Here is a 19,218-nt window from a genome sequence, read left to right on the forward strand (position 1 = left end):
ACCCGCGCTGGCGGCGACTCTATGCCCTGATCGAACGCCGGTGAACCCGGCCTGCGTCATGGGGGTATCAGTTTTCGTGATGCCACAGCCGGGTGCCCGGCCAGGTACCGCCTTCGATGAGCCGCTTGACGCAATCCACAACCACCACGCGCGTGGCCAGCGCTGCGGGCGAGAGCTCATCCTCTGACAGGCTGCACAGCAGGTTGGTGCGGCGAACCTGCGGGTCGTCGATGAGCGAGAGGCGAAACCGCTGCGCGGCGTCTGGGAATCCGTGCACGGCGGCATAAGGCTGCAAGCTGCTGCCCAGACCGGCATCCACGGCGGCCATCACCATGGAAAGCGAGTCGACTTCCATCACCACGTGCGGCGTGATGCCAGCGCGCTCGAACGCGGCGTCCAGCGTGAGCCGCAGCCCGTGGGGGTGCGTGGGCAGGATCAACGCCTCGTTGGCGAGATCGCGCAGCTTCAAGCGCGCCGGGCGACGACGGCGCCCCTGTGACACGAGGAACAGGTCCTCGGTGAACAAGGGTTGCCGCTCCAACAGGCGATCCACCGGCGCCTGCGCCCTGGCGCCCGAGCGCGGATCGAACAGCACCGCCATGTCGATCTCGCGCGCCTTGAGCTGTGCCGCCAGGTGACCCGACATGCCCTCCACCAGGTGCAGTCGCACGTCGGGGTAGCGCTCGCGCATGGCCTGCATCAACGGCAGGCCCAGCACGGCGGCGGTGGTGGGCGCCAGACCCACGCTCACGGAACCCGACAGTCGCGCAGCTTGCGCCGCGCGCACCGCCTGCTCGGCATGGCGCAGCGTGAGCTTGGCCTCGCGGAAAAACGCCATGCCGGCCTCGGTGGCCAACACGCCACGCGGCGTGCGCTGAAAGAGTCGCGTGCTCAGCTCGCTCTCCAGCCGGCTGATCTGCTGGCTGAGCGCGGATTGGGCCATGTCCAGCTCGGTGGCGGCACGGCTCATCGAGCCGAGCTCGACGACACGGACGAAATAGCGCAGTTGACGAAGTTCCATGGTGTCGAATGGTGCGCTGCGGTCGATGGGCCCCAGGCGCGCCGAGCGGCATTGTCGTTGCATCCGCTGCAGCGCAGTTGCAAGGCATTGCCCTGCGAACCCGATGCCTTGCCATCCATCGCGTCACGTGGCCAGAGGCCGATCCCGCGTTGATCCAGGTCAACACCTCCGCCACCACGAGGTCCAGCATGCCCGTGCGCCCATGTGGGCGCGCGATCCTCTCGAAAGGAACGACCATGGGCATGACACGCAGAAGCTGGGTGGCGTTGGCCGCCACGTTGGCGATGGGGTTGGTGGGCGGGCAGGCGCAGGCTCGCCCGGCCGTGGTGAAGGTCTCGCTCTGGGACCGGGGGGCCATGTCGATGGCCATGCTGGAACGTGGCCCGATGATGGGCATGGAAGCGGGCCACATGCCCAACGGGCCGATGGGCATCTCGGTATCGACAGCCACCGTGCCGGCGGGTGACGTGACCTTCAACGTCACCAACGACTCCACCGTCATGGAACACGAGATGGTGGTCTCGCCCGTCAAGGACGAACGCACGCCGCTGCCGTACAACAAGGCCGCGCAGAAGGTGGACGAAGACGCCGCCGGGCACCTGGGTGAGGTGGCCGAGCTGGCGCAGGGTCAGAAGGGCTCGCTCACGCTGAGCATGAAACCGGGGCGATACGTCCTCTACTGCAACATCGCCGGCCACTATGCGCTGGGCATGTGGACCCTGTTGACGGTGAAGTGACCGCGCGCGGCCATGGCCGCACCCGCACTGCCTGGCCGTTCAGCGCGTGCCGCCCAGGCGGTGCGTAAACGCCACCACCAGCGCCGACACCAGAAAGAAGGCCTGCAGCTCAAGCCGCCAGCCCCCGGAATTGCTCAGCTGCAGCCAGTGGCCCATGTGGGCCAGCCACAGCGCAATGACCATGTTGGTGGCGATCACCAGTGCGGCCGGCACGACCCAGAAGCCGGCCAGCAGCATCAGCGGCGCGAGCACTTCGCCCAGGTAGACGCCGTAAGCGATCCAGCCCGGCCAGCCGCGCGCCACCAGCATGCCTTCGATGCCGCCCACGCCGTTGGTGATCTTGGCCCAGCCGTGCAGCAGCAGGAGCAGGGCCAAGGTCCAGCGCAGGATGAGGGCGCCAGCGCGCGGGTGGTCGAAGAGGGCGTTGAGTTGGTTCATGAAGCGAGATGACAAAGGAAAAAGGCACCGAGCGATGCCGTCGGGTGACCCTGAAGGATCGGCCACCGGGGAGCCGGGTTCCCGGCTCGCGCGCATTGTCATCGCGCGCGGGCTTGCACACGGTCAGCCGGCGGCAGGGCGCGCCGCGCGGGCGTGACGGCAAGCTGCGCGGTGCGCCTCAGGCCTTTTCGTCGAACAGGCGCCCGAGCGTTCGGTCCACGGTCTCGATGACCTTCACATTGGCCTTGAAGCTGAGCGCCGCGGCCATCTGGTCGACCACCTCCTGCTCCAGCGACACGCCCGGGCTGGCTGCGCGCTCGGTGTGAGCCTCCACGCCACCTTCGGCGCGGGCGCTGGCCCTGACCTCTTCGCGCCGGAAGCCGGGCGTCATGGCGTTGGCGACGTTGTGCGCCGACGCGTCCAGGCGCAGCGAGGCGGCCTGCAGGCCCGAGGTGGCGGTGGACAGCGCTGAAATCATGGCGGGCTCCGTGGTCAGGGTGCGGCGCAGGCCATGCGCCGCCTACGGGGTGTATCGGCACGCGCAGCGCCAACTTGAGGGCGCGGGCCCACCGCCATCGATACACTGCGCACCGACCCCCGACCCCCACAACCAGGAGTCCCCATGGCGAGCTACGTTGAACAAGTGCTGACACAGGACGAACGCGTGGTGCACGTGGGCAACGTCAGCCTGTGGTCGATGTCTTCGTTGCTGCTGATCGGGCTGTTGCTGCTGCCGCTGTTCGGCGTGGGCCTGCTGTTCTGGCTGACCGCCTGGATCCGCTACAAGACGACCGAGCTGGCCATCACCAACAAACGCGTGATCGCCAAGTTCGGCTTCATCAGCCGGCGCACGGTCGAGATCAACATCAACAAGGTCGAGAGCATCCAGGTCGACCAGGGCGTGCTGGGCCGCATCTTCGACTACGGCACGCTGATGGTTTCCGGTGCGGGCGACCCGCAGGCGCCCATTCCCGGCATCTCCAACCCGATCGGCTTTCGCAAGGCGTTTGTGGAGGCCCAGGAGCAGGCGCTGGCGCGCCGCTGAACAGGCCCGCAAACGGGCCTGAAGCTACCGCTCAATTGCCGTCGGGAACTGGGTTGCGCCGCAACGGGCTGAACGCCGGCGCGCCGCGGATCGGTGATTGCTCCCCGATGGTCAGCGCATGGGTGGCCTCCTGAACCCAACGTTTGCGCATGGCCAGGGCCTCAGCGCACATGTGGTCCGGATCGAAGTGCAGGTCGCCACACGTGTAGACCGTGGCGCAGTCCTCCCGCAGCGCGTCCACCATCTGCCAGCCCCGCAGGCGCTGTCCATTGCTGGTGCACCAATGGCTTGGGTCGGCATAGTGCGCATCGGAGAGCATCTGCGGCGGTGGTTCTGACGATCCGGCCTCGGCCAGTGCATCGAGTTGCGCCAGGACGTCGCCGGGCAATGTATGCGGGTCCCGAATCACATCAAACGAATACAAAGACAGGCTGGCGCGGCATACCCCGTCGCCGGCCAATCCCAGCCTGGGGAACGGCACCCAGCTATCCACCAACACTGGATCGCCATCGCCCTTGACCACCACAAACACGTGCGCATCGTGCACGGGCCCACCCAGACGCTCTCCAGCGGTCGGATCAGAAACCATCTCCACCGTCGGTAAGTGCGCTCGCAAAGCTGGAAACTCGTCGTAAATGTGTTTCAAGCCCGCGCCGATGAGCACGAAATTGAGCGCAGCGTGGCGATCGCAGGTCCCGGTCCCGGCGTACAAAAGCTCTTTCGCATACCAGACTTGACGCGAATCGCCCTGTTTGACGGCCGCATAGCGGTTGGCAAACCTGCTGGCCAGCGCCCGCCCGCGGGAGAAGTCGTCCGCGGCGCTGCTCTTGTGATTGATGGACCGACGATCCATCGATTGGCTCAGCGCCCAGGCGCCGACCACGAACGCGACGTAGGTCTTCAGGCTGATCGTGCGAGTTTGCGGCTCCAGCGGTGCCAGGCCAAGGAACGCCCTGCGGGACACAACGTCGGACGGCAACAGCTGGTCCTTGAGTCGAGTCGCATCCGCCCGCGCCTCGGCGGTGCCGATGTCGGGTTCCGTTGCAGCAAGCGCAGACAGTCTGTCGACGATGGGGCCCCGGGGCATCGTTCCCCGCGCGGATTGAAACGGTCTCACAGGCCAACTTTCGTGTAGAGCGGCACATACCGCCTCGCTACGTAACGACCGATGACCGAGCGTTCCCCCAACGCACAACATTCAGAGCGGGTGAGCCCTCACGCGCTCACGAGCAGATTCATCCAGGGCCAGCTGGGCCGCCGCTCACTTGGCAAACAGCTTGTTGATGTCGCCAAAGGCCTTGACCTCGATGGCGTTGCCCGAGGGGTCGAGGAAGAACATCGTGGCCTGCTCGCCGGGCTGACCCTTGAAGCGGATGTAGGGCTCGATCACGAACGCGGTGCCCAGGCTTTTCAAGCGCTCGGCCATGGCTTCCCAGTCGGCCATGGGCAGCACGATGCCGAAGTGGCGCACCGGCACACCGTGGCCATCGACCGCGTTGGTTGCGGCACTGCCGCAGGCCTCGGGCGCCAGGTGGGCGACGATCTGGTGGCCATAGAAGTTGAAGTCAATCCACTCGGGCGAGCTGCGGCCTTCGGGGCAACCCAGCATTTCGCCATAGAAGTGGCGCGCGGCCGCCAGGTCGTGCACCGGGAAGGCCAGGTGAAAGGGCGACAGCGGTGCCGGGTTGGTGGTGGGTGCGGTCATGACCGGGCGGTCGGCGGTGGCGGTGGACATGGCGTTTGGGCGCGCAAGCGCAAGGGGGAGAAGAGGGCGTCGATGCTAGGCCTTGCCGAGCCAAAAGAAAATCAAACGATATTTGCACCGAGCATCAATAATCTTTGACCATGATCCGCGAACTCAAGACCCTGATGGCGGTGGCGCGCGAGGGCACCTTCGCCGCCGCCGGTGACGCCGTCGGGCTGACCCAGGCCGCGGTGAGCGCCCAGATGAAGCGCCTGGAGGACGAGCTGGGCTTCGCGCTGTTCGAGCGCACGGGCCGCTCGGCGCGGCTCAATGCGCGCGGCCTGCAGACGCTGGCCCAGGCGCAGGAGCTGTTGCAGCTCTACGGCCAGCTGGGCGCGCGCCAGCGCGCACGCGGCCCGGCCGCCTTCGTGCACCTGGGCGCCATTGCGTCGGTGCAGCAGTCGCTGTTGCCTGCGGCGATTGCGCGTTTTCACCGCCAGCGCCCGGGCAGCCGCACGCGGGTGGCGCCCGGTGTGTCGTCCGCCCTGCTCAACCTGGTCGACGCGGGCGAGATCGATGCGGCGGTGATCATCCGCCCACCCTTTGCCCTGCAGAGCGATCTGCGCTGGAGCACGTTGGCGCGCGAGCCGTTTCAGCTGCTGGTGCCGCGCAAGTACACCGGCAAACACTGGCGCCAGCTGCTGGCCGAGCTGCCCTTCATCCGCTACGACCGCACCTCGTTCGGTGGCCGCCAGGTCGACCGCTTCCTGCGCGCACAGCGCCTGAGCGTGCAGGAGGTCTGCGAGGTGGACGAGCCCGAAGCCCTGGCCCAACTCGTGGCCAGCGGCCTGGGTGCGGCGCTGGTGCCTCTCACCACCGGGCGGCGGCGCTGGCCCGCGGGCGTGCACGCGCTGGACCTGGGTGCGCACGCCTTCGAGCGCGAGATCGGCCTGGTGCACAGGGCCGACGCGGCCGAGCCGGTGCAGCAACTCGCGCAGCTGCTGCGCGAGGTCTACGGCGCCGACTGACTCAACGCGGCGGCTTGAACCGACGCCGCGCGCGCGCCACTTCGTCGCGCACCACGCAGCCTTCGGCGTGGTCGTTGATCAGACCCATGGCCTGCAGGAAGGCGAACACGGTGGTGGGCCCGACGAACTTCCAGCCGCGCTTCTTCAAGTCTTTGGACAGCGCGATGGAGGTGGGCGAGGTCGATGCGGTCTGCGGCGTGCCGAGCTCGTCGGCCCGGGGCTCGTGCCGCCAGAAGTACGCCGCGAGCGAGCCCTCCTGCGCGACCATGTCCTGCGCACAGCGCGCGTTGTGGATCACGGCCTCGATCTTGCCGCGGTGGCGCACGATGCCTTCGTCGGCCAGCAGGCGCTGCACGTCACGGTCGTCAAAGCGTGCCACGCGATCGAATTCGAAGCCGGCGAAGGCGGCGCGAAAGTTCTCGCGCTTGGCAAGGATGGTGCGCCAGCTCAGGCCCGACTGGAACGCTTCCAGGCTGAGCTTTTCGAACAGGCGCACGTCGTCGGCCACGGGGAAGCCCCACTCGCGGTCGTGGTACGGCAGGAATTCGGGCACGCCTGCGCACCAGCGGCAGCGCAGGCGGCCGTCGGGGCCGGGCAGGAGTGGGCTCATGGTGGGCTTTCGGCAAAGGAGGCGGGTGGGCCCCGCAAACCGGCCGAGTGTCGCCGCGAATCGCGGCACGCGTCTGCGATCAGCGCATGACCGTGGGCAACCAGGTGGCGATCACGGGGAACGCCACCAACAGGCCCAGCCGCAGGAAGTCGGCCAGCAGGAAGGGCATGACACCGCCATAGATGCGCCGCAGCGGCACGTTGCGCACCAGCCCGTGCATCACCATCACGTTCAGACCAATCGGCGGACAGAACAGGCCGATCATGATCACGGTGACGTTGACGATGCCCCACCACAGCGGGTCGTAGCCCCAGGAAATGATCAGGGGCAGCACGAACGGCAACGTGATCAGCATGGTGGCCACTTCGTCGAAGAAGGCGCCGAGCACGATATAGGCCACCAGGATCAGCGCGATCACGCCCCAGGGCGGCAGGTTGGTGGCGTTGACCATTTCCATGAACAGGTCGGCCACGCCGCTGACGGTGACGAAGTAGTTGAACGCCGAGGCGCCGATCACCATCACGTAGATCATGCCGGTGACGGACGCCGTCTCGCCGATGAGCTTGAACACCTCGTAGCGGTTCCAGCCGCGCCGCCACAGGTAGGCCACGAAGGCCAGCACCGCGCCCACCGAGGCCGCCTCCAGCGCGGTGAACACACCGAGGTAGATGCCACCGATGACCAGCAGCGCCAGCGTCACCACCGCCGTGGCCTGACGCACCGCCTGCCAGCGCTCGCCCCAGCCCAGCCGGGGTGCGGCGGGCATGGCGTCGCGGTGCATCAAGCCGTAGAGCAGCACCGCAGCGGCATAGAACAGCACCGCCATCAGCGCGGGGATCAGCGCGGCAACGTAGAGATCGATCACGAAGGTCTCGGCCAGCACCGAATACACCACCAGGATGATCGAGGGCGGCACCAGAATGCCCAGCGTGCCGCCGACCGCGATGGTGCCGGCCGCGAAGTGCGGTGGGTAGCCGCGCGCCAGCATCTCGGGATAGGCCACGCGGTGCATGGTGCCCACGGTGGCCAGCGACGAGCCGCACAAGGCGCCGAAGCCGGCGCAGCCACCCAGCGTGGCCAGCGCCAACCCGCCGCGACGGTGCCCGACGAAGGCGTCAGACAGGCGATACAGGTCGGTCGACAGCCCCGCCGCACTGGCGAAGTTGCCCATCAGCAGGAACACCGGGATCAGCGCCAGGTCGGCGCTGGAGAACGAGGCCGCGATTTCGCCGCCGAACATGGACAGGGCCGGGTCGATGCCGACGATGGCGGCAAACCCGGCCGCGCCCGCAACCATCATGGCCACGCCGATGGGCACTTGCAGCAGGATGAGGGCGAACAGGCCGGCGAAGCCGAGCACGATGACGGTGGTGGGTGACATGGGGGTCCCGGGTCAGAGCAAGGTGGCGTCGGCGCTGGCGCCCAGTTCGGGCGGACGAAGGCCCAGCGCGGTACCGAGCAATCGCCACAGGTTCAAGGCTTCGAGCAGGGCGTTGAAGCTCATCGCCATGGCCACCGCGAGCCAGAACGGCGCGACCTCGATCGGCAGCTGCGACAGGGTCTGGCGCACCGCGTGCAGTTCGCTGGTGTGGCGCCAGAGCTGGTAAGCCAGCACCAGCCACACCAGCAACAGCAAGGCAGACGCAAAAGCCTCGATGGCCGCGTACACGCGCGGCGGGCACTTGCCCTCGAAAGGGCGGATGGTGATGTGGCGCCGCTGCGAAGTGGCCGCGGGCACGCAGCACGCCGCCGCCAGGATGTAGACCAGCATCGACACATCGCTGAGCCGGTCGATTGGCGCGCTGAACAGAAAGCGGCCCAGCACGTCCAGCACGGTCGCAATGGCATTGAGGAACAACAGGCACAAACCCGCCGCCGCGAGGGTGTTGGCGAAGCGGCGCAGGGCGGGGTCCAGATGGCGCATGGGGTCTCCTGGGGGCTCAAAGGTCGAGCACGATCTCGGTCGTTTTGGCACGCGAGCAGCAAATCATCATGGTGTCGCCGCGCGCACGCTCCTGCTCGGACAGCACAAGGTCGCGATGGTCCGGCACGCCCGCCAGCACGCGTGTCTCGCACGCGCCGCAGACGCCTTGCAGACAGGAACTTGGCGGGTCCATGCCGACGGCCTGCAAGGCCTCGAGCACCGTTTGTTCGGGTGCCACCGTCACGGTGCGGCCGCTGCGTTGCAGCCGCACTGTGAAGACCGCGTCCCCGGCCTGCGGTGGTGGTGGCGCGGCGCCGAAGCGTTCCAGGTGCACCTGCGATGACGCCAGCGCCTGCGTCGCCTGCTCAAAGGCCACCAGCATCGGCGCCGGCCCGCAGGCGTAGATGTGGGCGCCGACGGGCAGACCGTCGATCAGGCCTGACCACCCGGCCCACACCCCGCCATCGCGCGCATCGATGTGCAAGTCGATGTGCGACGCGTGCCGCTGCAACCAGTCGCGAAACGGCAGCTGGTCTTCGCTGCGCACGCACCAGCGCAGACGCCAGGCGCGGCCCAGCGCCTGCAGGCGATCGGCCATGGCCATCAGCGGCGTGATGCCGATGCCGCCGGCCACCAGCTGGGTGAAGGGGCTGTCCTCCACCAGCGCAAAGTGGTTGCGCGGCAGGCTGGCCCGCACCCACTCGCCCACCCGCAGCTTCTCGTGCACGTGGCGCGAGCCGCCGCGCGTGCGGGCGTCGAGCGCCACCGCCACGCGGTAGGCCGTGGGCGCATCCCCAGGGTAGCCATCGATGAGCGAGTAGCTGCGCACCAGGCCGGGCGCGAGGTGCAGGTCGAGGTGTGCCCCGGCGCTGTAGCCCGGCAGCGGCGCGCCGCCCGCGGCCTGCAGGCGCAGCGACAGGATGCCCTCGGCCTGCCACTCGATGGCCATCACGCGCAGGCTCAATTCCATGCGCACCCCTCAGCGAAGCGATTGCGACAGAATCGCCGCCCGGGCGTGCCGCGATTCGACGCGACCACCCACCCGAACCCCAGGCCCGCATGAGCAAACCACCCCGCATCGATCTGCGCGCACTCGACATCGGCATGCTGCGCACCTTCGACGCGCTGATGCGGGAGCGCAGCGTCTCGCGCGCTGCGTCGCGTCTGTTCCTGAGCCAGCCCGCGGTCAGTGGCTCGCTGGCGAAGCTGCGGCGCACCTTTGGCGACCCGCTGTTTCGCCGCACCGCCAGCGGCGTCACGCCCACGCCACTGGCGCTGTCCATGGCCGAGCCGGTGGCCGAGCTGATCACCCGCATGGGGCGCCTGCTCGAGATCGGCCACCACTTCGACCCCACCGCGTCGGACCGCATCTTCCGGCTGGCCGGCAGCGACTACAGCAGCCGTTTGATCCTCTCGCCGTTGATGGAGCGGCTGCGCGCGATGAACGCGACCGTGCGCATCGCCTGGGAGCCGCCGCAGTTCCACACGCTGTTCGAGCGCATCCGCCGCGGCGACGTGGACCTGGGTTGCGCGCCTGAGCCGAGCATCGCGCCCGGCCTGCATTCGGCGGTGTTGTTCGAAGAGCATTTCGTATTGGTCACGCGCCAGGACCACCCGGGTTTTCGCACCGGGGTCGACGCGCTGGAATCGTTTTGCGGCTATCCGCATGTGTTCTTCGGTTTTCGCGATCCGCGGGTCGAGAGCGCGCTCGATCAGAGCGTGTCCCGGCTGGGCCGGCGCTGCTTCGTGCAGCTGTCCATGCCCAGCTTCGACCAGGCGGCCGACGTGATTGCGCGCAGCGACATGATCTCGGTGTTTCCGGCCCGGCTGGCGCGGCTGTTTGCCAATCGCCTGCAGACGCTGCCACTGCCGGTGCACATCGAGGGCTATCGCTCCTGCCTGTACTGGGACCGCGGCACCGAGGACGACCCGGGCCTGCGCTGGCTGCGCGACGAGATCCTGCAGGCGGCGCGGGCGGGCACCCAGGCCATCGCGGCCTGACGCCCGTCCGGTGGCGGCGACACGTCGCTCGCCACGCCTCACTTCATGCCCAGATCGGCCCGCACCTGCGTGCGGGTCTTGAGGAAGGCCTGCCAGAGCTTCTCGTTGTAGGCATCGCGCTGGCGCCAGGCGTCGCTCACTGTCGCCATGGCCTTGTCCCAGCGCTCGCGCTCGGCCGGCGGCAGGTCGATCACGGTGCGTTTGCTGTCGGCCAGGGTCTCCTTGTGGCGCACCGCGGTGTACTCGTCGAACATCTTGCCGGTCATGCGCACGAAGGGCTCACCGCTGAAACGGTCGATGGCCTCGCGCGCCTTGGGTGGCAGGCTGTCGTACTTGGCGCGGTTCATCGCAAACATGATGGTGGACGCGCCCATCGGAATGTTCACGTGGTGGCTCGCGGCGTCGGCAATGCGAAACGAGTGCAGGGCCAGCCAGTCCTTGGGCGTGCCGTCGACCACGCCGCGGCTGATGGCTTCGGCCGCCTCGCGCACCGACACCGTGCCGACCGGCGTGGCACCCAGGGCGCGCGCCAGTTCCTGTTGCTCGGCACCGCTGGCCTGCAGGCGCAGGCCGCGCAGGTCTTCGAGCTTGTTCACCGGCTGCTTGGTGTGCAGCACATTGGGCGGGTTCACCAGCAGGCCGATGATGTAGAACGACTTGTCGTCGTAGCCGCGCATCAGACCCTGCTCGTGCAGCTTCCAGAAGGTCAGCGAGCCTTCGGCCGCGCTCTCGGTCACCGGCAGGCCGAACAGGTTGTCGTCCGGAAAGCGCCCCGGCGTCGTCGACGGGATGACGAAGGCGATGTCGGCGATGCCATCGGTCACCAGCTTGAGCTGCGCGCCCGGGTTGCGCCCGGCCGCACCCAGCGTGCCGCCCGGCAGGATCTGGATCTTCACCGCGCCGCCCGACGCCTCCTCCACCGACTTGGCCCAGCGCCCCATGGCCCCGTCGGGCGCGGTGAACAGGCCACCCGGGGGCAGAAAGGTGGCGTAGCGCAGGGTGACCGTGTCCTGCGCCTGCGCCGAAGTGGCGCCGAGCAGCCCGGCACAGGCGCTGGCCAGGGCCATTGCAGCCCCCATGAGGTGTCGTCGTTGCATGCTTGTCTCCTGTCGTGGTTGTGGTGGGGCAATGCGTTGGGATCGATGGCGCTCAGGCCGGGTCGACGTACTGGCCGGCCTCGAGGCGCACAAAGGCCGAGGCCTCGTCGAAGTGCACGCCGATCGGGTCTTCGCCCCGTTCGACGGCATCGACCTGGCGCGCCAGCATGCGCCGCAGCATGACGATGCCGCGGTCGCTGGTGGCCATGTGTTCCTCGCCGTGCAGCGTGATCGGGCCCTGGCCGACCTGGGCTTCCCAGTCGGTGGGGAATTCGCGCCGCTGCTCGGGCGTCATGTCGGCCCAGCGCGGGCGCTTGGCGGCGTCGGGCGCGCGCGGAAGGATCTCGCCCGGTTTGGTCACGCGGGCGGCGGTGTAGATGCGGTAGTGCGTGTCGTCGATGGGCACGGTCCAGCCGATGGATTCGACCTTGCCGTACTTGCCCACATAAGGGTTGGGCACCACGCGCAGCGTGGGCAACACCACCTCGGTGGTGCGCCGCATCACCTTGCCGCCGTCGAGCTGGCGGGTGCTGAAGACCTTGACGCCGCGTTCGGTGGTGTCGAACTGCACCTGCGGCATGAGGTTCATGGCCGGCGTGAACTGGGTGCCGCTGAAGTTGCCGTGCAGCACCGGCACGTGAAACGGATCGACCACGTTCTCGTAGTGCTGCAGCCAGTTGCAGGGCGCGATGGCGCCACCGCCGCTGCCGATGCTGGTGTCGTCGACGTCGATGAACTCGCCGGGGTCGAGCTCTTCGAGCGCGTCGTAGCGCGGCAGCACCGGCTTGCGATCGGGCGGGCCCATGTAGGCAAATATGAGGCCGTAACGCTCCTGCACCGGGTACCAGGGCTGGCGCACGCGCTCGCGGTGCGGGGCGCCGCCGTCGGGCTCGCAGGGCTGCTCGACGCAGCGGCCTTCGGTGTCGAACAGCCAGCCGTGGTAGCAGCAGCGGATGCCCCGGTCCTCCACCCGGCCGTAGTACAGCGTGGTGCCGCGGTGGCAGCAGCGGTTGTGCAGCAGGCCGGCGCGGCCTAGCTTGTCGCGAAACAGCACCAAGTCCTCGCCCAGCATGCGCACCTCGCGGGGGGTGTCGGTGGCATGGGTGCTCAAACCCACCGGGTGCCAGTAGCGGCGCAGCAGCTCGCCCATCGGTGTGCCCCGGCCCACCTCGGTCAGGCGGCCTTCGTGCGACACGCGCTTGCGCTGGTAGCCGGTGCCTTCGTCAAGCGGTACGGGGTGAATGGGGATGGTCATCGTCTCGGACTCCTGGCGGGCGGCGGTGGGTCGGAGACGGCAGCGCGCGCCAGGCCCTGGCGGCGCCGGGGCGGCATGCGCTTCACGGCCCGGGGTCGGGTCCGTTTGTCTCCATCGGTTTGTGTTTGCGGCGCAGGTTAGGGGCCCCGCGCAAGCACGGCAAGTTGGAAATACGGATACGCGTTATGGCCTTCGCCGATAAAGGGGGCGATGGCTGCGCGCAACAGACCGGGCATGCGCACCACCCGCTGGTGAACAGCGCACACGGCGCGCCAGCTTCGCCGTGCTAACGTCGCGTTTTGTCACATTTGTGCCCGCCGCATGTCCTCCCAGCCTTCCACCCCTCCGCCGCGCGTTGCCCTGGGCACCGGGCTGGCGGCGCTGCCGGCCGACGCCGACCGCGTGGTGTTGACGCTGGACGTACACGACGCCGAGCCCGAGCGCCTGACGCTGTGCGTGCGCGATCTCAAGCAGTTGTCGGCCAGCCCGGCCCAGATCGAGCGCTTCACCGGCTCGGTGTATTTCGCATTCCGCGGGCTGGAGCGCGACCCGCGGCAGGTGCACACCATCCCCGAGTGCCGCGAGGTGCTGCGCGGCCTGCACGGGCGCTGGCCTTATTGGATGCACTTTCTGGCACCCGAGCCCGACCTCTGGACCGTGCTGCTGTTGTGCCTGCTGCCCCTGGGCCCGGGCGTGCGCCTGCCCAGCGGACGCATCGGGCACGAGCTTGACCGCAAGGCGCTGAAGAACCTGGTGCTCGACCTGACCTCGGCCATGCACGAACTGCACGACCAGCACCGGGTGGCGCTGGCCGCGCGCCAGCGCATCTTCAAGAACGCGATGCAGGCCATCGAGCGCGCCACCGGCGCGCGCATCTGAGGCCTGCTTCTCAGGGCTTCGGGCCCACCGCCGGATGGCAGGCGCAGGCCTCGCCATGCGCCGCCGACACCAGCTCTTCCAGGATGCCGCAGGCACCGGCCTCGTTCTCACCGTGGCAGCGCTCACGCAGCCGCAGCAGCTGCTTCTCCAGCGCGCGCAGGCTCTGCAGGCGGGCCCGCACCCGCGCCAGCTGGGCCGCCACCACCTCGTCCACATGCCCGCCGTGGCCGCTGGGGTCGTCGAGCATGGTGAGCAGGCGCTGCACGTCGCTCAGCGGCATGTCGAGCGCGCGGCAATGGCGAATGAAGGCCAGCCGCTCCAGGTGGGGCGTGTCGTACTCGCGGTAGCCGTTGCTGCGCCGCGCGGGCGCCGGCAGCAGGCCTTGCTTCTCGTAGTAGCGAATGGTTTCGACATCGACGCCGGTGGCGTCGGACAAGGCCTTGATCTGCATGGCGGGCTCCGATCGATGGGCGCGGGTTGACACTGTAGCGACTCCAGGGTTTTCAATGGCGCCCTGAATGGAGAACCCCCGATGTCCTTGATGCATTCCCACGACCACGACCACGACACCCTCGAAGCCATCACCCCCGACCGCCTGCCGCGCTACCGCCGCGTGCTGTGGGCCGCCCTGGTCATCAACGCCGCGCTGTTTCTGGTGGAGATCGTGGCCGGCGTGCGCTCGGGGTCGTTGTCGCTGCTGGCCGACGCCATCGACTTCGCGGGCGACGCCGTGAACTACGGCGTGTCGCTGGCGGTGCTGGCCTCGGCGCTGGCGTGGCGCGCACGGGCCGCCTTGTTGAAGTCGGCGTCCATGATGGCTTTTGGCGCCTACATCCTGGGCAGCGCGCTGTGGTCGCTGTGGCGCGGCGACGTGCCCGAGCCGCTGACCATGGGGCTGGTGGGCGTGCTGGCGCTGGTGGCCAACGTGAGCGTCGCGGTGATGCTCTACGCCTTTCGCGAAGGCGACGCCAACATGCGCAGCGTGTGGCTGTGCTCGCGCAACGACGCCATCGGCAACGTGGCGGTGATGCTGGCGGCCCTGGGTGTGTTCGGCACCGGCTCGGCCTGGCCCGACCTGCTGGTGGCCTCGCTCATGGCCTCGCTGGCCCTGCAGGGCGGCTGGGTGGTGTGGCGCCAGGCGCGCCAGGAGCTGGCCAGTGGCACGCCGGCCCCGGCACACGACCACACACAGGGCCACACCCATGCACAGGGCCACGACCACCCTCACTGAACACAGGTAGGCTTGCGGGCAACACAACAAGACTTCAGGAGGTTCCCAGGTGTCCGACGCCCCCGCATTCGCCCCGCTCGAAGGCGGCTGTGACTGTCGCCGTGTGCGCTACCGCCTGCGCCAGTCGCCGCTGATCGTGCACGCCTGCCACTGCCGCTGGTGCCAGCGCGAAAGCGGCAGTGCCTTCGCGCACAACGCCATGATCGAATCCAGCGCGGTCGAGGATCTGGGCGAGCCACCGCTGGTGGTGGACACGCCCTCGGCCAGCGGGCGCGGCCAGCGCATCGCCCGCTGCCCCCATTGCCATGTGGCGGTGTGGAGCCACTATGCGGGCGCCGGTCCGGGGTTCCGTTTTGTGCGCGTGGGCTCGCTCGACGATCCCGACCGCTGCCCGCCCGACGTCCACATCTTCACCGCGTCGAAGCAGCCCTGGGTGGTGCTGCCGCCCGGCATGCCGGCCTTCGAGGTGTTCTACGAGCGCGAGCGGCTGTGGTCGCCCGACGCCCTGGCACGGCGCAGCGCGGCCATCGCCGCCTGGGAGCGCGACCATGGCTGATGGCGAAGCACACAACGACGCGCCCATCGTGATCGTGGGCGGTGGCGCCGGCGGGCTGGAACTGGCCTGCAAGCTGGGGCGCCGGCTCGGGCCGCAGCGCGTGACGCTGGTGGACCGGCAGCTGTTTCACATCTGGAAGCCTTCGCTGCACGAGGTGGCCGCGGGCACGCTTGACATCCACCAGGAGGGCCTGTCCTACGAGATGCTCGCGCACGACAACGGCTTTGTCTTTTGCTACGGCGCGCTGACCGGGCTGGACACGGCGCGCCGCGAGGTCGCCGTGGCCGCGGTGCACGACGAGCAGGGGCAGGAGCTGATCCCCGCACGCACGCTGACCTACAGCGAGCTGGTGCTGTCCATCGGCAGCACCGCCAACCACTTCAACGTGCCGGGCGCGGCCGAGCACACGCTGTCGCTGAACCAGCCGGCCGATGCCGAGCACTTCCGCCTGCGCCTGCTCAAGCTGCTCACCGCCGCCGAGCTGCGCAAGAGCGCAGGCGGCGAGGGGCGTGTGCGGGTGGTGATCATCGGCGGCGGCGCCACCGGCGTTGAACTGGCGGCCGAGTTGCGCGAGGCCAGCCAGGTGCACGCGCGCTACGGCTTTCGGCGGCTGGACCCGCTGCGCGACGTGCCGCTGACCTTGCTCGAAGGGGCCGACCGCATCCTCGCGCCCCTGCCCGAGAAGGTCTCGGCCTCGGCCACGGCCTTGCTGCGCGAGCGCGGTGTCGAGGTGGTGCCGCGCTGCCGGGTGGCGCGCATCACGCCCGAGCAGGTCGAAGACAGCGAAGGGCGGATATTTCCGGCCGACATCGTCGTCTGGGCCGCGGGCATTCAGGCGCCGCCGCTACTGGCCGCGCTGGGGCTGCCGGTCAACAAGGGCGGGCAGATCACCGTGACGCCGACCCTGGGCGTGGTGGGCGTGGCGCATGTGCACGCGCTGGGCGACTGCGCCGCCTGCCCCATGGCCGATGGTCGCCTGGTGCCGCCGCGCGCGCAGGCCGCGCACCAGCAGGCGAGCTTCCTGGCGGCGCGCCTGCCGCGCCTGTTGCGAGGCCAGGCGGTCAGCGACAAGCCCTATGTCTACCGCGACCACGGCTCGCTGGTGTCGCTGGGCACACGCAGCTCGGTGGGCAGCCTCATGGGCAACCTGATGGGGTCGAACTGGTTTGTGCAGGGGCTGCTGGCGCGCACCATGTACGTCAGCCTGCACCTGATGCACCACCAGGCGGTGCTGGGCACCCTGCGCACCGCCGTGCTGGCGTTTGCGCGCTTTCTCGTCAAACGCGCCACACCGCTGGTCAAGCTGCACTGAGCGCGCCGGGCGCCCGGTGCGTTCAGCCCGCGATCACAGCTCGAGCGCGTCGCGCAGCCGCCACCAGTGCATCAGGCCCTCGGGCACGCCCTCGCGCGCGAAGACGGCGGTGTGGGCTTCGCCCGCGGCGTCGAGGCGGGCCACGGCCCAGGCCAGCAGCGCAAAGGCCAGGCCGTGCAGCAGGTCGTCGGCGGTCTCGAGCACGAAGGCCGTGTCACCAGCGCCGCGCGCCAGCCAGCGCGGCAGCAGGCTGCGCGCCTCACCCAGCAGGGCGTTCAGGGCGGGGGCATCGCCCACCTCGGCCTGCAGGCTGGCCAGCAGCTCACCTGCGGCCGCGCCACCGTCGGCCAGCAGCTTGCGCTGGGCCAGGTCGATGGCCTGGATCTGGTTGGTCCCTTCGTAAATCATGGCGATGCGCGCGTCGCGCACCGTCTGCTCGATGCCGTATTCGTGCACGTAGCCGTAGCCGCCCCAGATGCCCAGCGCCTCGGCCGGCCCGTGAAAACCGTGGTGGGTGCAAAAGGCCTTCACCACCGGGGTGAGCAGGGCGGCAAAGCGGCGTTCGCGCGTGCGCACGGCGTCGTCGCGGTGGTGGTCGGCCAGGTCGAGCGCCAGCGCCGCGCGGTAGGCCAGCACGCGCTGCGCCTCGGTGTAGGTGCGCAGGCGCTGCAGGCTGCGGCGCACCGCCGGGTGTTGCGCGATCGGGCGGCCCATCTGCGCGCGCTCTTCGGCATAGCGCTGCGCATTCTGAGCCGCCATCTCCTGGTGTCCCAGGCCTTGCAGGCCCACGTGCAGCCGGGCCGAGTTCATCATCAGGAACATCGCCGCCAGGCCGCGGTGCGGCTCGCCCACCAGCCAGCCGGTGGCGCCTTCGTAGCGCATGGCGCAGGTGGCGCTGGCCTTGATGCCCATCTTCTTCTCGATGCCGTCGCAGTGCACCGCGTTGCGGCTGCCGTCGGGCAGGACCTTGGGCACCAGCGCCAGCGACAGGCCCTTGGTGCCGGGTGGCGCATCGGGCAGGCGACACAGCACCAGGTGCACGATGTTGTCGGTGAGGTCGTGATCGCCCCCGCTGATGAAGATCTTGTTGCCGCTCACGCGCAGGCTGCCGTCGGCCTGCGACTCGGCGCGCGTGCGCAGCTGGCCCAGGTCGCTGCCGGCCTGGGGTTCGGTGAGCGCCATGGCGGCCAGCCATTCACCGCTGGCGATCTTGTGCAGGTAGCGCGCCTTGAGTTCGTCGCTGCCGTGGTGCTTGAGGGTTTCGTAGGCGCCGTGCAGCAGGTCGGGGTACATGTTCCAGCCGTGGTTGCAGGCGTCGAGCATCTCGCGCATGGCAGCATCCAGCAGCAGCGGCAGGCCCTGCCCGCCCCAGGCCGGGTCGCACGGCAGCGCCGGCCAGCCGCCCTGCACAAAGGCCTGGTAGGCCGCCGGAAAACCAGGTGGCGTCTGCACTGCGCCATCGGCCGCACGTGTGCAACCGGCCAGGTCGCCCGTGCCGTTGAGCGGCTGCAGCACTTCGCTGGCAAAGCGCGCGGCCTCCTGCAGCACCGCGTCGGCGGTGTCCATGTCGAGCTCGGCGAAGGCTGGGCACTCGGCCCAGTGCGCCGGTGCGTTGAGCACCTGTTCCATCACGCGTCGCATCGACGCCAGTGGCGCTTCGTAGTGCCAGCTCATGCCTTTTTGGCCCCCAGGTAGGTTTCGATCACGCGCGCATCGCGCGCCAGTTGTGGTGCCGGCCCGGACAGGACCATGTCGCCGGTTTCCAGCACATGGCCTTCGTCGGCCACGTTGAGCGCGGCGCGTGCGTTCTGCTCCACCAGCAGGATGCTCACGCCGCGTTCGCGCAGGGTCTCGATGATGCGGAAGATGTCGCGCACGATCAATGGCGCCAGGCCCAGGCTGGGTTCGTCGAGCATCAGCAGTCTGGGCTGGCCCATCAGGGCGCGACCGATGGCCAGCATCTGGCGCTCGCCGCCCGACAGGGTGCCGGCCGCCTGCGCGCGCCGCTCCTGCAGGCGCGGAAACAGCTCGTAGACCTGGGCCAGGCCGTCGCGCCAGCGCGGTGTGCGCTGCTTCATGGGGCGCCAGCCGCCCAGCACCAGGTTGTCCTCGACGCTCATGGTGCCAAACAGCTCGCGCCGTTCCGGCACCAGGGCCAGGCCGGCCATCACGCGCTCTTCGAGCGTCAGGCGCGCCAGGTCTTCGCCATTGAAACGCAGACCGCCGCGCAGCGGCAGCAGACCCATGAGCGCGTTGAGCAGGGTGGACTTGCCGGCCCCGTTGGGACCGATCACGGTGACCACCTGGCCCGCGCGCACGTCCAGGGTGATGCCTCGCAGCACCTCGGCCTTGCCGTAGCCGGCGTGCAGGTTCTTCACTTCAAGCAGCAACTCGGCCATG

At 69.1% G+C, this 19,218-nt stretch carries 22 protein-coding genes; 8 read left to right on the forward strand and 14 right to left on the reverse strand.

All coding sequences use genetic code 11. The features are described from left to right. Positions 1-67: 67 nt before the first annotated feature. A complete protein-coding gene (locus KF871_RS03090; protein WP_291138154.1) occupies positions 68-1,021 on the reverse strand; it encodes a LysR substrate-binding domain-containing protein in 954 nt (317 codons plus the stop codon). Between the two features lie 242 nt (positions 1,022-1,263). Between KF871_RS03090 and KF871_RS03095 the strand changes: the two genes are divergently transcribed. After that, a complete protein-coding gene (locus KF871_RS03095) occupies positions 1,264-1,758 on the forward strand; it encodes a plastocyanin/azurin family copper-binding protein (RefSeq protein ID WP_291138157.1) in 495 nt (164 codons plus the stop codon). Positions 1,759-1,797: 39 nt separating this feature from the next. On the opposite strand, the gene KF871_RS03100 is transcribed toward KF871_RS03095, so the two are convergent. After that, on the reverse strand, positions 1,798-2,196 hold the full coding sequence (locus KF871_RS03100) for a DoxX family protein (protein ID WP_291138160.1): 399 nt from the start codon (positions 2,194-2,196) through the stop codon (positions 1,798-1,800). 178 nt (positions 2,197-2,374) lie between these two features. Continuing rightward, positions 2,375-2,674, reverse strand: coding sequence for a flagellar basal body protein (locus tag KF871_RS03105; RefSeq protein WP_291138163.1), 300 nt, complete (start codon positions 2,672-2,674; stop codon positions 2,375-2,377). 144 nt (positions 2,675-2,818) lie between these two features. On the opposite strand from KF871_RS03105, the gene KF871_RS03110 reads away from it, so the two are divergent. Next, on the forward strand, positions 2,819-3,241 hold the full coding sequence (locus KF871_RS03110; protein ID WP_291138166.1) for a PH domain-containing protein: 423 nt from the start codon (positions 2,819-2,821) through the stop codon (positions 3,239-3,241). Between the two features lie 31 nt (positions 3,242-3,272). Here KF871_RS03110 and KF871_RS03115 read toward each other — a convergent pair whose 3' ends face one another. Both KF871_RS03115 and KF871_RS03120 read right to left on the reverse strand, forming a co-directional pair. Beyond that, positions 3,273-4,328 carry a hypothetical protein gene (locus KF871_RS03115; RefSeq protein WP_291138169.1) on the reverse strand — a complete coding sequence of 352 codons (1,056 nt, stop codon included), beginning with the start codon at positions 4,326-4,328 and terminating at the stop codon, positions 3,273-3,275. A gap of 174 nt (positions 4,329-4,502) precedes the next feature. Then, positions 4,503-4,946: a VOC family protein gene (locus tag KF871_RS03120; protein WP_291138704.1), complete on the reverse strand. Its 444-nt coding sequence runs from the start codon at positions 4,944-4,946 to the stop codon at positions 4,503-4,505. A 140-nt stretch (positions 4,947-5,086) separates the two neighbouring features. Here KF871_RS03120 and KF871_RS03125 point away from each other — a divergent pair, with 140 nt between their 5' ends. After that, positions 5,087-5,953, forward strand: a complete 867-nt coding sequence (locus KF871_RS03125) for a LysR family transcriptional regulator (RefSeq protein ID WP_291138172.1) — start codon at positions 5,087-5,089, stop codon at positions 5,951-5,953. 1 nt (position 5,954) lies between these two features. Here KF871_RS03125 and KF871_RS03130 read toward each other — a convergent pair whose 3' ends face one another. The 4 genes from KF871_RS03130 to KF871_RS03145 form a co-directional block, all read right to left on the reverse strand. After that, complete coding sequence (locus tag KF871_RS03130; RefSeq protein WP_291138175.1) at positions 5,955-6,563, reverse strand: DNA-3-methyladenine glycosylase I; 609 nt, start codon at positions 6,561-6,563, stop codon at positions 5,955-5,957. 79 nt (positions 6,564-6,642) lie between these two features. Continuing rightward, positions 6,643-7,944 (reverse strand): TRAP transporter large permease, encoded by a 1,302-nt coding sequence (locus KF871_RS03135; RefSeq protein ID WP_291138177.1) that lies wholly within the window; start codon positions 7,942-7,944, stop codon positions 6,643-6,645. A 12-nt stretch (positions 7,945-7,956) separates the two neighbouring features. Continuing rightward, positions 7,957-8,487: a TRAP transporter small permease gene (locus KF871_RS03140; protein WP_291138180.1), complete on the reverse strand. Its 531-nt coding sequence runs from the start codon at positions 8,485-8,487 to the stop codon at positions 7,957-7,959. Positions 8,488-8,503: 16 nt separating this feature from the next. Then, positions 8,504-9,457 (reverse strand): PDR/VanB family oxidoreductase, encoded by a 954-nt coding sequence (locus tag KF871_RS03145; protein ID WP_291138183.1) that lies wholly within the window; start codon positions 9,455-9,457, stop codon positions 8,504-8,506. Positions 9,458-9,546: 89 nt separating this feature from the next. Here KF871_RS03145 and KF871_RS03150 point away from each other — a divergent pair, with 89 nt between their 5' ends. Further along, positions 9,547-10,488, forward strand: a complete 942-nt coding sequence (locus tag KF871_RS03150) for a LysR family transcriptional regulator (protein ID WP_291138186.1) — start codon at positions 9,547-9,549, stop codon at positions 10,486-10,488. Positions 10,489-10,526: 38 nt separating this feature from the next. On the opposite strand, the gene KF871_RS03155 is transcribed toward KF871_RS03150, so the two are convergent. Together KF871_RS03155 and KF871_RS03160 are read right to left on the reverse strand one after the other, a co-directional pair. Further along, positions 10,527-11,585, reverse strand: coding sequence for a TRAP transporter substrate-binding protein (locus KF871_RS03155; RefSeq protein ID WP_291138188.1), 1,059 nt, complete (start codon positions 11,583-11,585; stop codon positions 10,527-10,529). 52 nt (positions 11,586-11,637) lie between these two features. Further along, positions 11,638-12,840, reverse strand: a complete 1,203-nt coding sequence (locus KF871_RS03160; protein ID WP_291138191.1) for an aromatic ring-hydroxylating dioxygenase subunit alpha — start codon at positions 12,838-12,840, stop codon at positions 11,638-11,640. Positions 12,841-13,161: 321 nt separating this feature from the next. On the opposite strand from KF871_RS03160, the gene KF871_RS03165 reads away from it, so the two are divergent. Then, on the forward strand, positions 13,162-13,719 hold the full coding sequence (locus tag KF871_RS03165) for a hypothetical protein (RefSeq protein ID WP_291138193.1): 558 nt from the start codon (positions 13,162-13,164) through the stop codon (positions 13,717-13,719). A gap of 10 nt (positions 13,720-13,729) precedes the next feature. On the opposite strand, the gene KF871_RS03170 is transcribed toward KF871_RS03165, so the two are convergent. After that, positions 13,730-14,170, reverse strand: a complete 441-nt coding sequence (locus tag KF871_RS03170; RefSeq protein ID WP_291138195.1) for a Cd(II)/Pb(II)-responsive transcriptional regulator — start codon at positions 14,168-14,170, stop codon at positions 13,730-13,732. A gap of 90 nt (positions 14,171-14,260) precedes the next feature. On the opposite strand from KF871_RS03170, the gene KF871_RS03175 reads away from it, so the two are divergent. The 3 genes from KF871_RS03175 to KF871_RS03185 are packed head-to-tail and all read left to right on the forward strand — an operon-like array spanning position 14,261 to position 16,818. Beyond that, positions 14,261-14,950, forward strand: coding sequence for a cation transporter (locus tag KF871_RS03175; protein ID WP_291138706.1), 690 nt, complete (start codon positions 14,261-14,263; stop codon positions 14,948-14,950). A 49-nt stretch (positions 14,951-14,999) separates the two neighbouring features. Continuing rightward, positions 15,000-15,506, forward strand: a complete 507-nt coding sequence (locus KF871_RS03180) for a GFA family protein (RefSeq protein WP_291138197.1) — start codon at positions 15,000-15,002, stop codon at positions 15,504-15,506. Further along, positions 15,499-16,818: an NAD(P)/FAD-dependent oxidoreductase gene (locus KF871_RS03185; RefSeq protein WP_291138200.1), complete on the forward strand. Its 1,320-nt coding sequence runs from the start codon at positions 15,499-15,501 to the stop codon at positions 16,816-16,818. The genes KF871_RS03180 and KF871_RS03185 overlap by 8 nt, the downstream gene beginning before the upstream one ends. A 33-nt stretch (positions 16,819-16,851) precedes the next feature. Here the strand turns inward: KF871_RS03185 and KF871_RS03190 are convergent, their stop codons facing one another. Together KF871_RS03190 and KF871_RS03195 are read right to left on the reverse strand one after the other, a co-directional pair. Next, entirely contained in the window at positions 16,852-18,492 is a 1,641-nt protein-coding gene (locus tag KF871_RS03190; protein ID WP_291138203.1) for an acyl-CoA dehydrogenase family protein, read from the reverse strand. Then, complete coding sequence (locus tag KF871_RS03195; RefSeq protein ID WP_291138206.1) at positions 18,489-19,217, reverse strand: ABC transporter ATP-binding protein; 729 nt, start codon at positions 19,215-19,217, stop codon at positions 18,489-18,491. The genes KF871_RS03190 and KF871_RS03195 overlap by 4 nt, the downstream gene beginning before the upstream one ends. Between the last annotated feature and the right edge of the window lies 1 nt (position 19,218).

The sequence above is a fragment of the Hydrogenophaga sp. genome (assembly GCF_019635465.1).
In the GTDB taxonomy this organism is placed as follows: Bacteria; Pseudomonadota; Gammaproteobacteria; order Burkholderiales; family Burkholderiaceae_C; genus Hydrogenophaga.

What these genes read in the sequence shown, in the direction of transcription:
- KF871_RS03090 (WP_291138154.1), bottom strand. Translation starts at nt 1,021, where the DNA reads ATGGAACTTCGTCAACTGCGCTATTTCGTCCGTGTCGTCGAGCTCGGC.
- KF871_RS03095 (WP_291138157.1), top strand. Translation starts at nt 1,264, where the DNA reads ATGACACGCAGAAGCTGGGTGGCGTTGGCCGCCACGTTGGCGATGGGG.
- KF871_RS03100 (WP_291138160.1), bottom strand. Translation starts at nt 2,196, where the DNA reads ATGAACCAACTCAACGCCCTCTTCGACCACCCGCGCGCTGGCGCCCTC.
- KF871_RS03105 (WP_291138163.1), bottom strand. Translation starts at nt 2,674, where the DNA reads ATGATTTCAGCGCTGTCCACCGCCACCTCGGGCCTGCAGGCCGCCTCG.
- KF871_RS03110 (WP_291138166.1), top strand. Translation starts at nt 2,819, where the DNA reads ATGGCGAGCTACGTTGAACAAGTGCTGACACAGGACGAACGCGTGGTG.
- KF871_RS03115 (WP_291138169.1), bottom strand. Translation starts at nt 4,328, where the DNA reads ATGCCCCGGGGCCCCATCGTCGACAGACTGTCTGCGCTTGCTGCAACG.
- KF871_RS03120 (WP_291138704.1), bottom strand. Translation starts at nt 4,946, where the DNA reads ATGACCGCACCCACCACCAACCCGGCACCGCTGTCGCCCTTTCACCTG.
- KF871_RS03125 (WP_291138172.1), top strand. Translation starts at nt 5,087, where the DNA reads ATGATCCGCGAACTCAAGACCCTGATGGCGGTGGCGCGCGAGGGCACC.
- KF871_RS03130 (WP_291138175.1), bottom strand. Translation starts at nt 6,563, where the DNA reads ATGAGCCCACTCCTGCCCGGCCCCGACGGCCGCCTGCGCTGCCGCTGG.
- KF871_RS03135 (WP_291138177.1), bottom strand. Translation starts at nt 7,944, where the DNA reads ATGTCACCCACCACCGTCATCGTGCTCGGCTTCGCCGGCCTGTTCGCC.
- KF871_RS03140 (WP_291138180.1), bottom strand. Translation starts at nt 8,487, where the DNA reads ATGCGCCATCTGGACCCCGCCCTGCGCCGCTTCGCCAACACCCTCGCG.
- KF871_RS03145 (WP_291138183.1), bottom strand. Translation starts at nt 9,457, where the DNA reads ATGGAATTGAGCCTGCGCGTGATGGCCATCGAGTGGCAGGCCGAGGGC.
- KF871_RS03150 (WP_291138186.1), top strand. Translation starts at nt 9,547, where the DNA reads ATGAGCAAACCACCCCGCATCGATCTGCGCGCACTCGACATCGGCATG.
- KF871_RS03155 (WP_291138188.1), bottom strand. Translation starts at nt 11,585, where the DNA reads ATGCAACGACGACACCTCATGGGGGCTGCAATGGCCCTGGCCAGCGCC.
- KF871_RS03160 (WP_291138191.1), bottom strand. Translation starts at nt 12,840, where the DNA reads ATGACCATCCCCATTCACCCCGTACCGCTTGACGAAGGCACCGGCTAC.
- KF871_RS03165 (WP_291138193.1), top strand. Translation starts at nt 13,162, where the DNA reads ATGTCCTCCCAGCCTTCCACCCCTCCGCCGCGCGTTGCCCTGGGCACC.
- KF871_RS03170 (WP_291138195.1), bottom strand. Translation starts at nt 14,170, where the DNA reads ATGCAGATCAAGGCCTTGTCCGACGCCACCGGCGTCGATGTCGAAACC.
- KF871_RS03175 (WP_291138706.1), top strand. Translation starts at nt 14,261, where the DNA reads ATGCATTCCCACGACCACGACCACGACACCCTCGAAGCCATCACCCCC.
- KF871_RS03185 (WP_291138200.1), top strand. Translation starts at nt 15,499, where the DNA reads ATGGCTGATGGCGAAGCACACAACGACGCGCCCATCGTGATCGTGGGC.
- KF871_RS03190 (WP_291138203.1), bottom strand. Translation starts at nt 18,492, where the DNA reads ATGAGCTGGCACTACGAAGCGCCACTGGCGTCGATGCGACGCGTGATG.
- KF871_RS03195 (WP_291138206.1), bottom strand. Translation starts at nt 19,217, where the DNA reads ATGGCCGAGTTGCTGCTTGAAGTGAAGAACCTGCACGCCGGCTACGGC.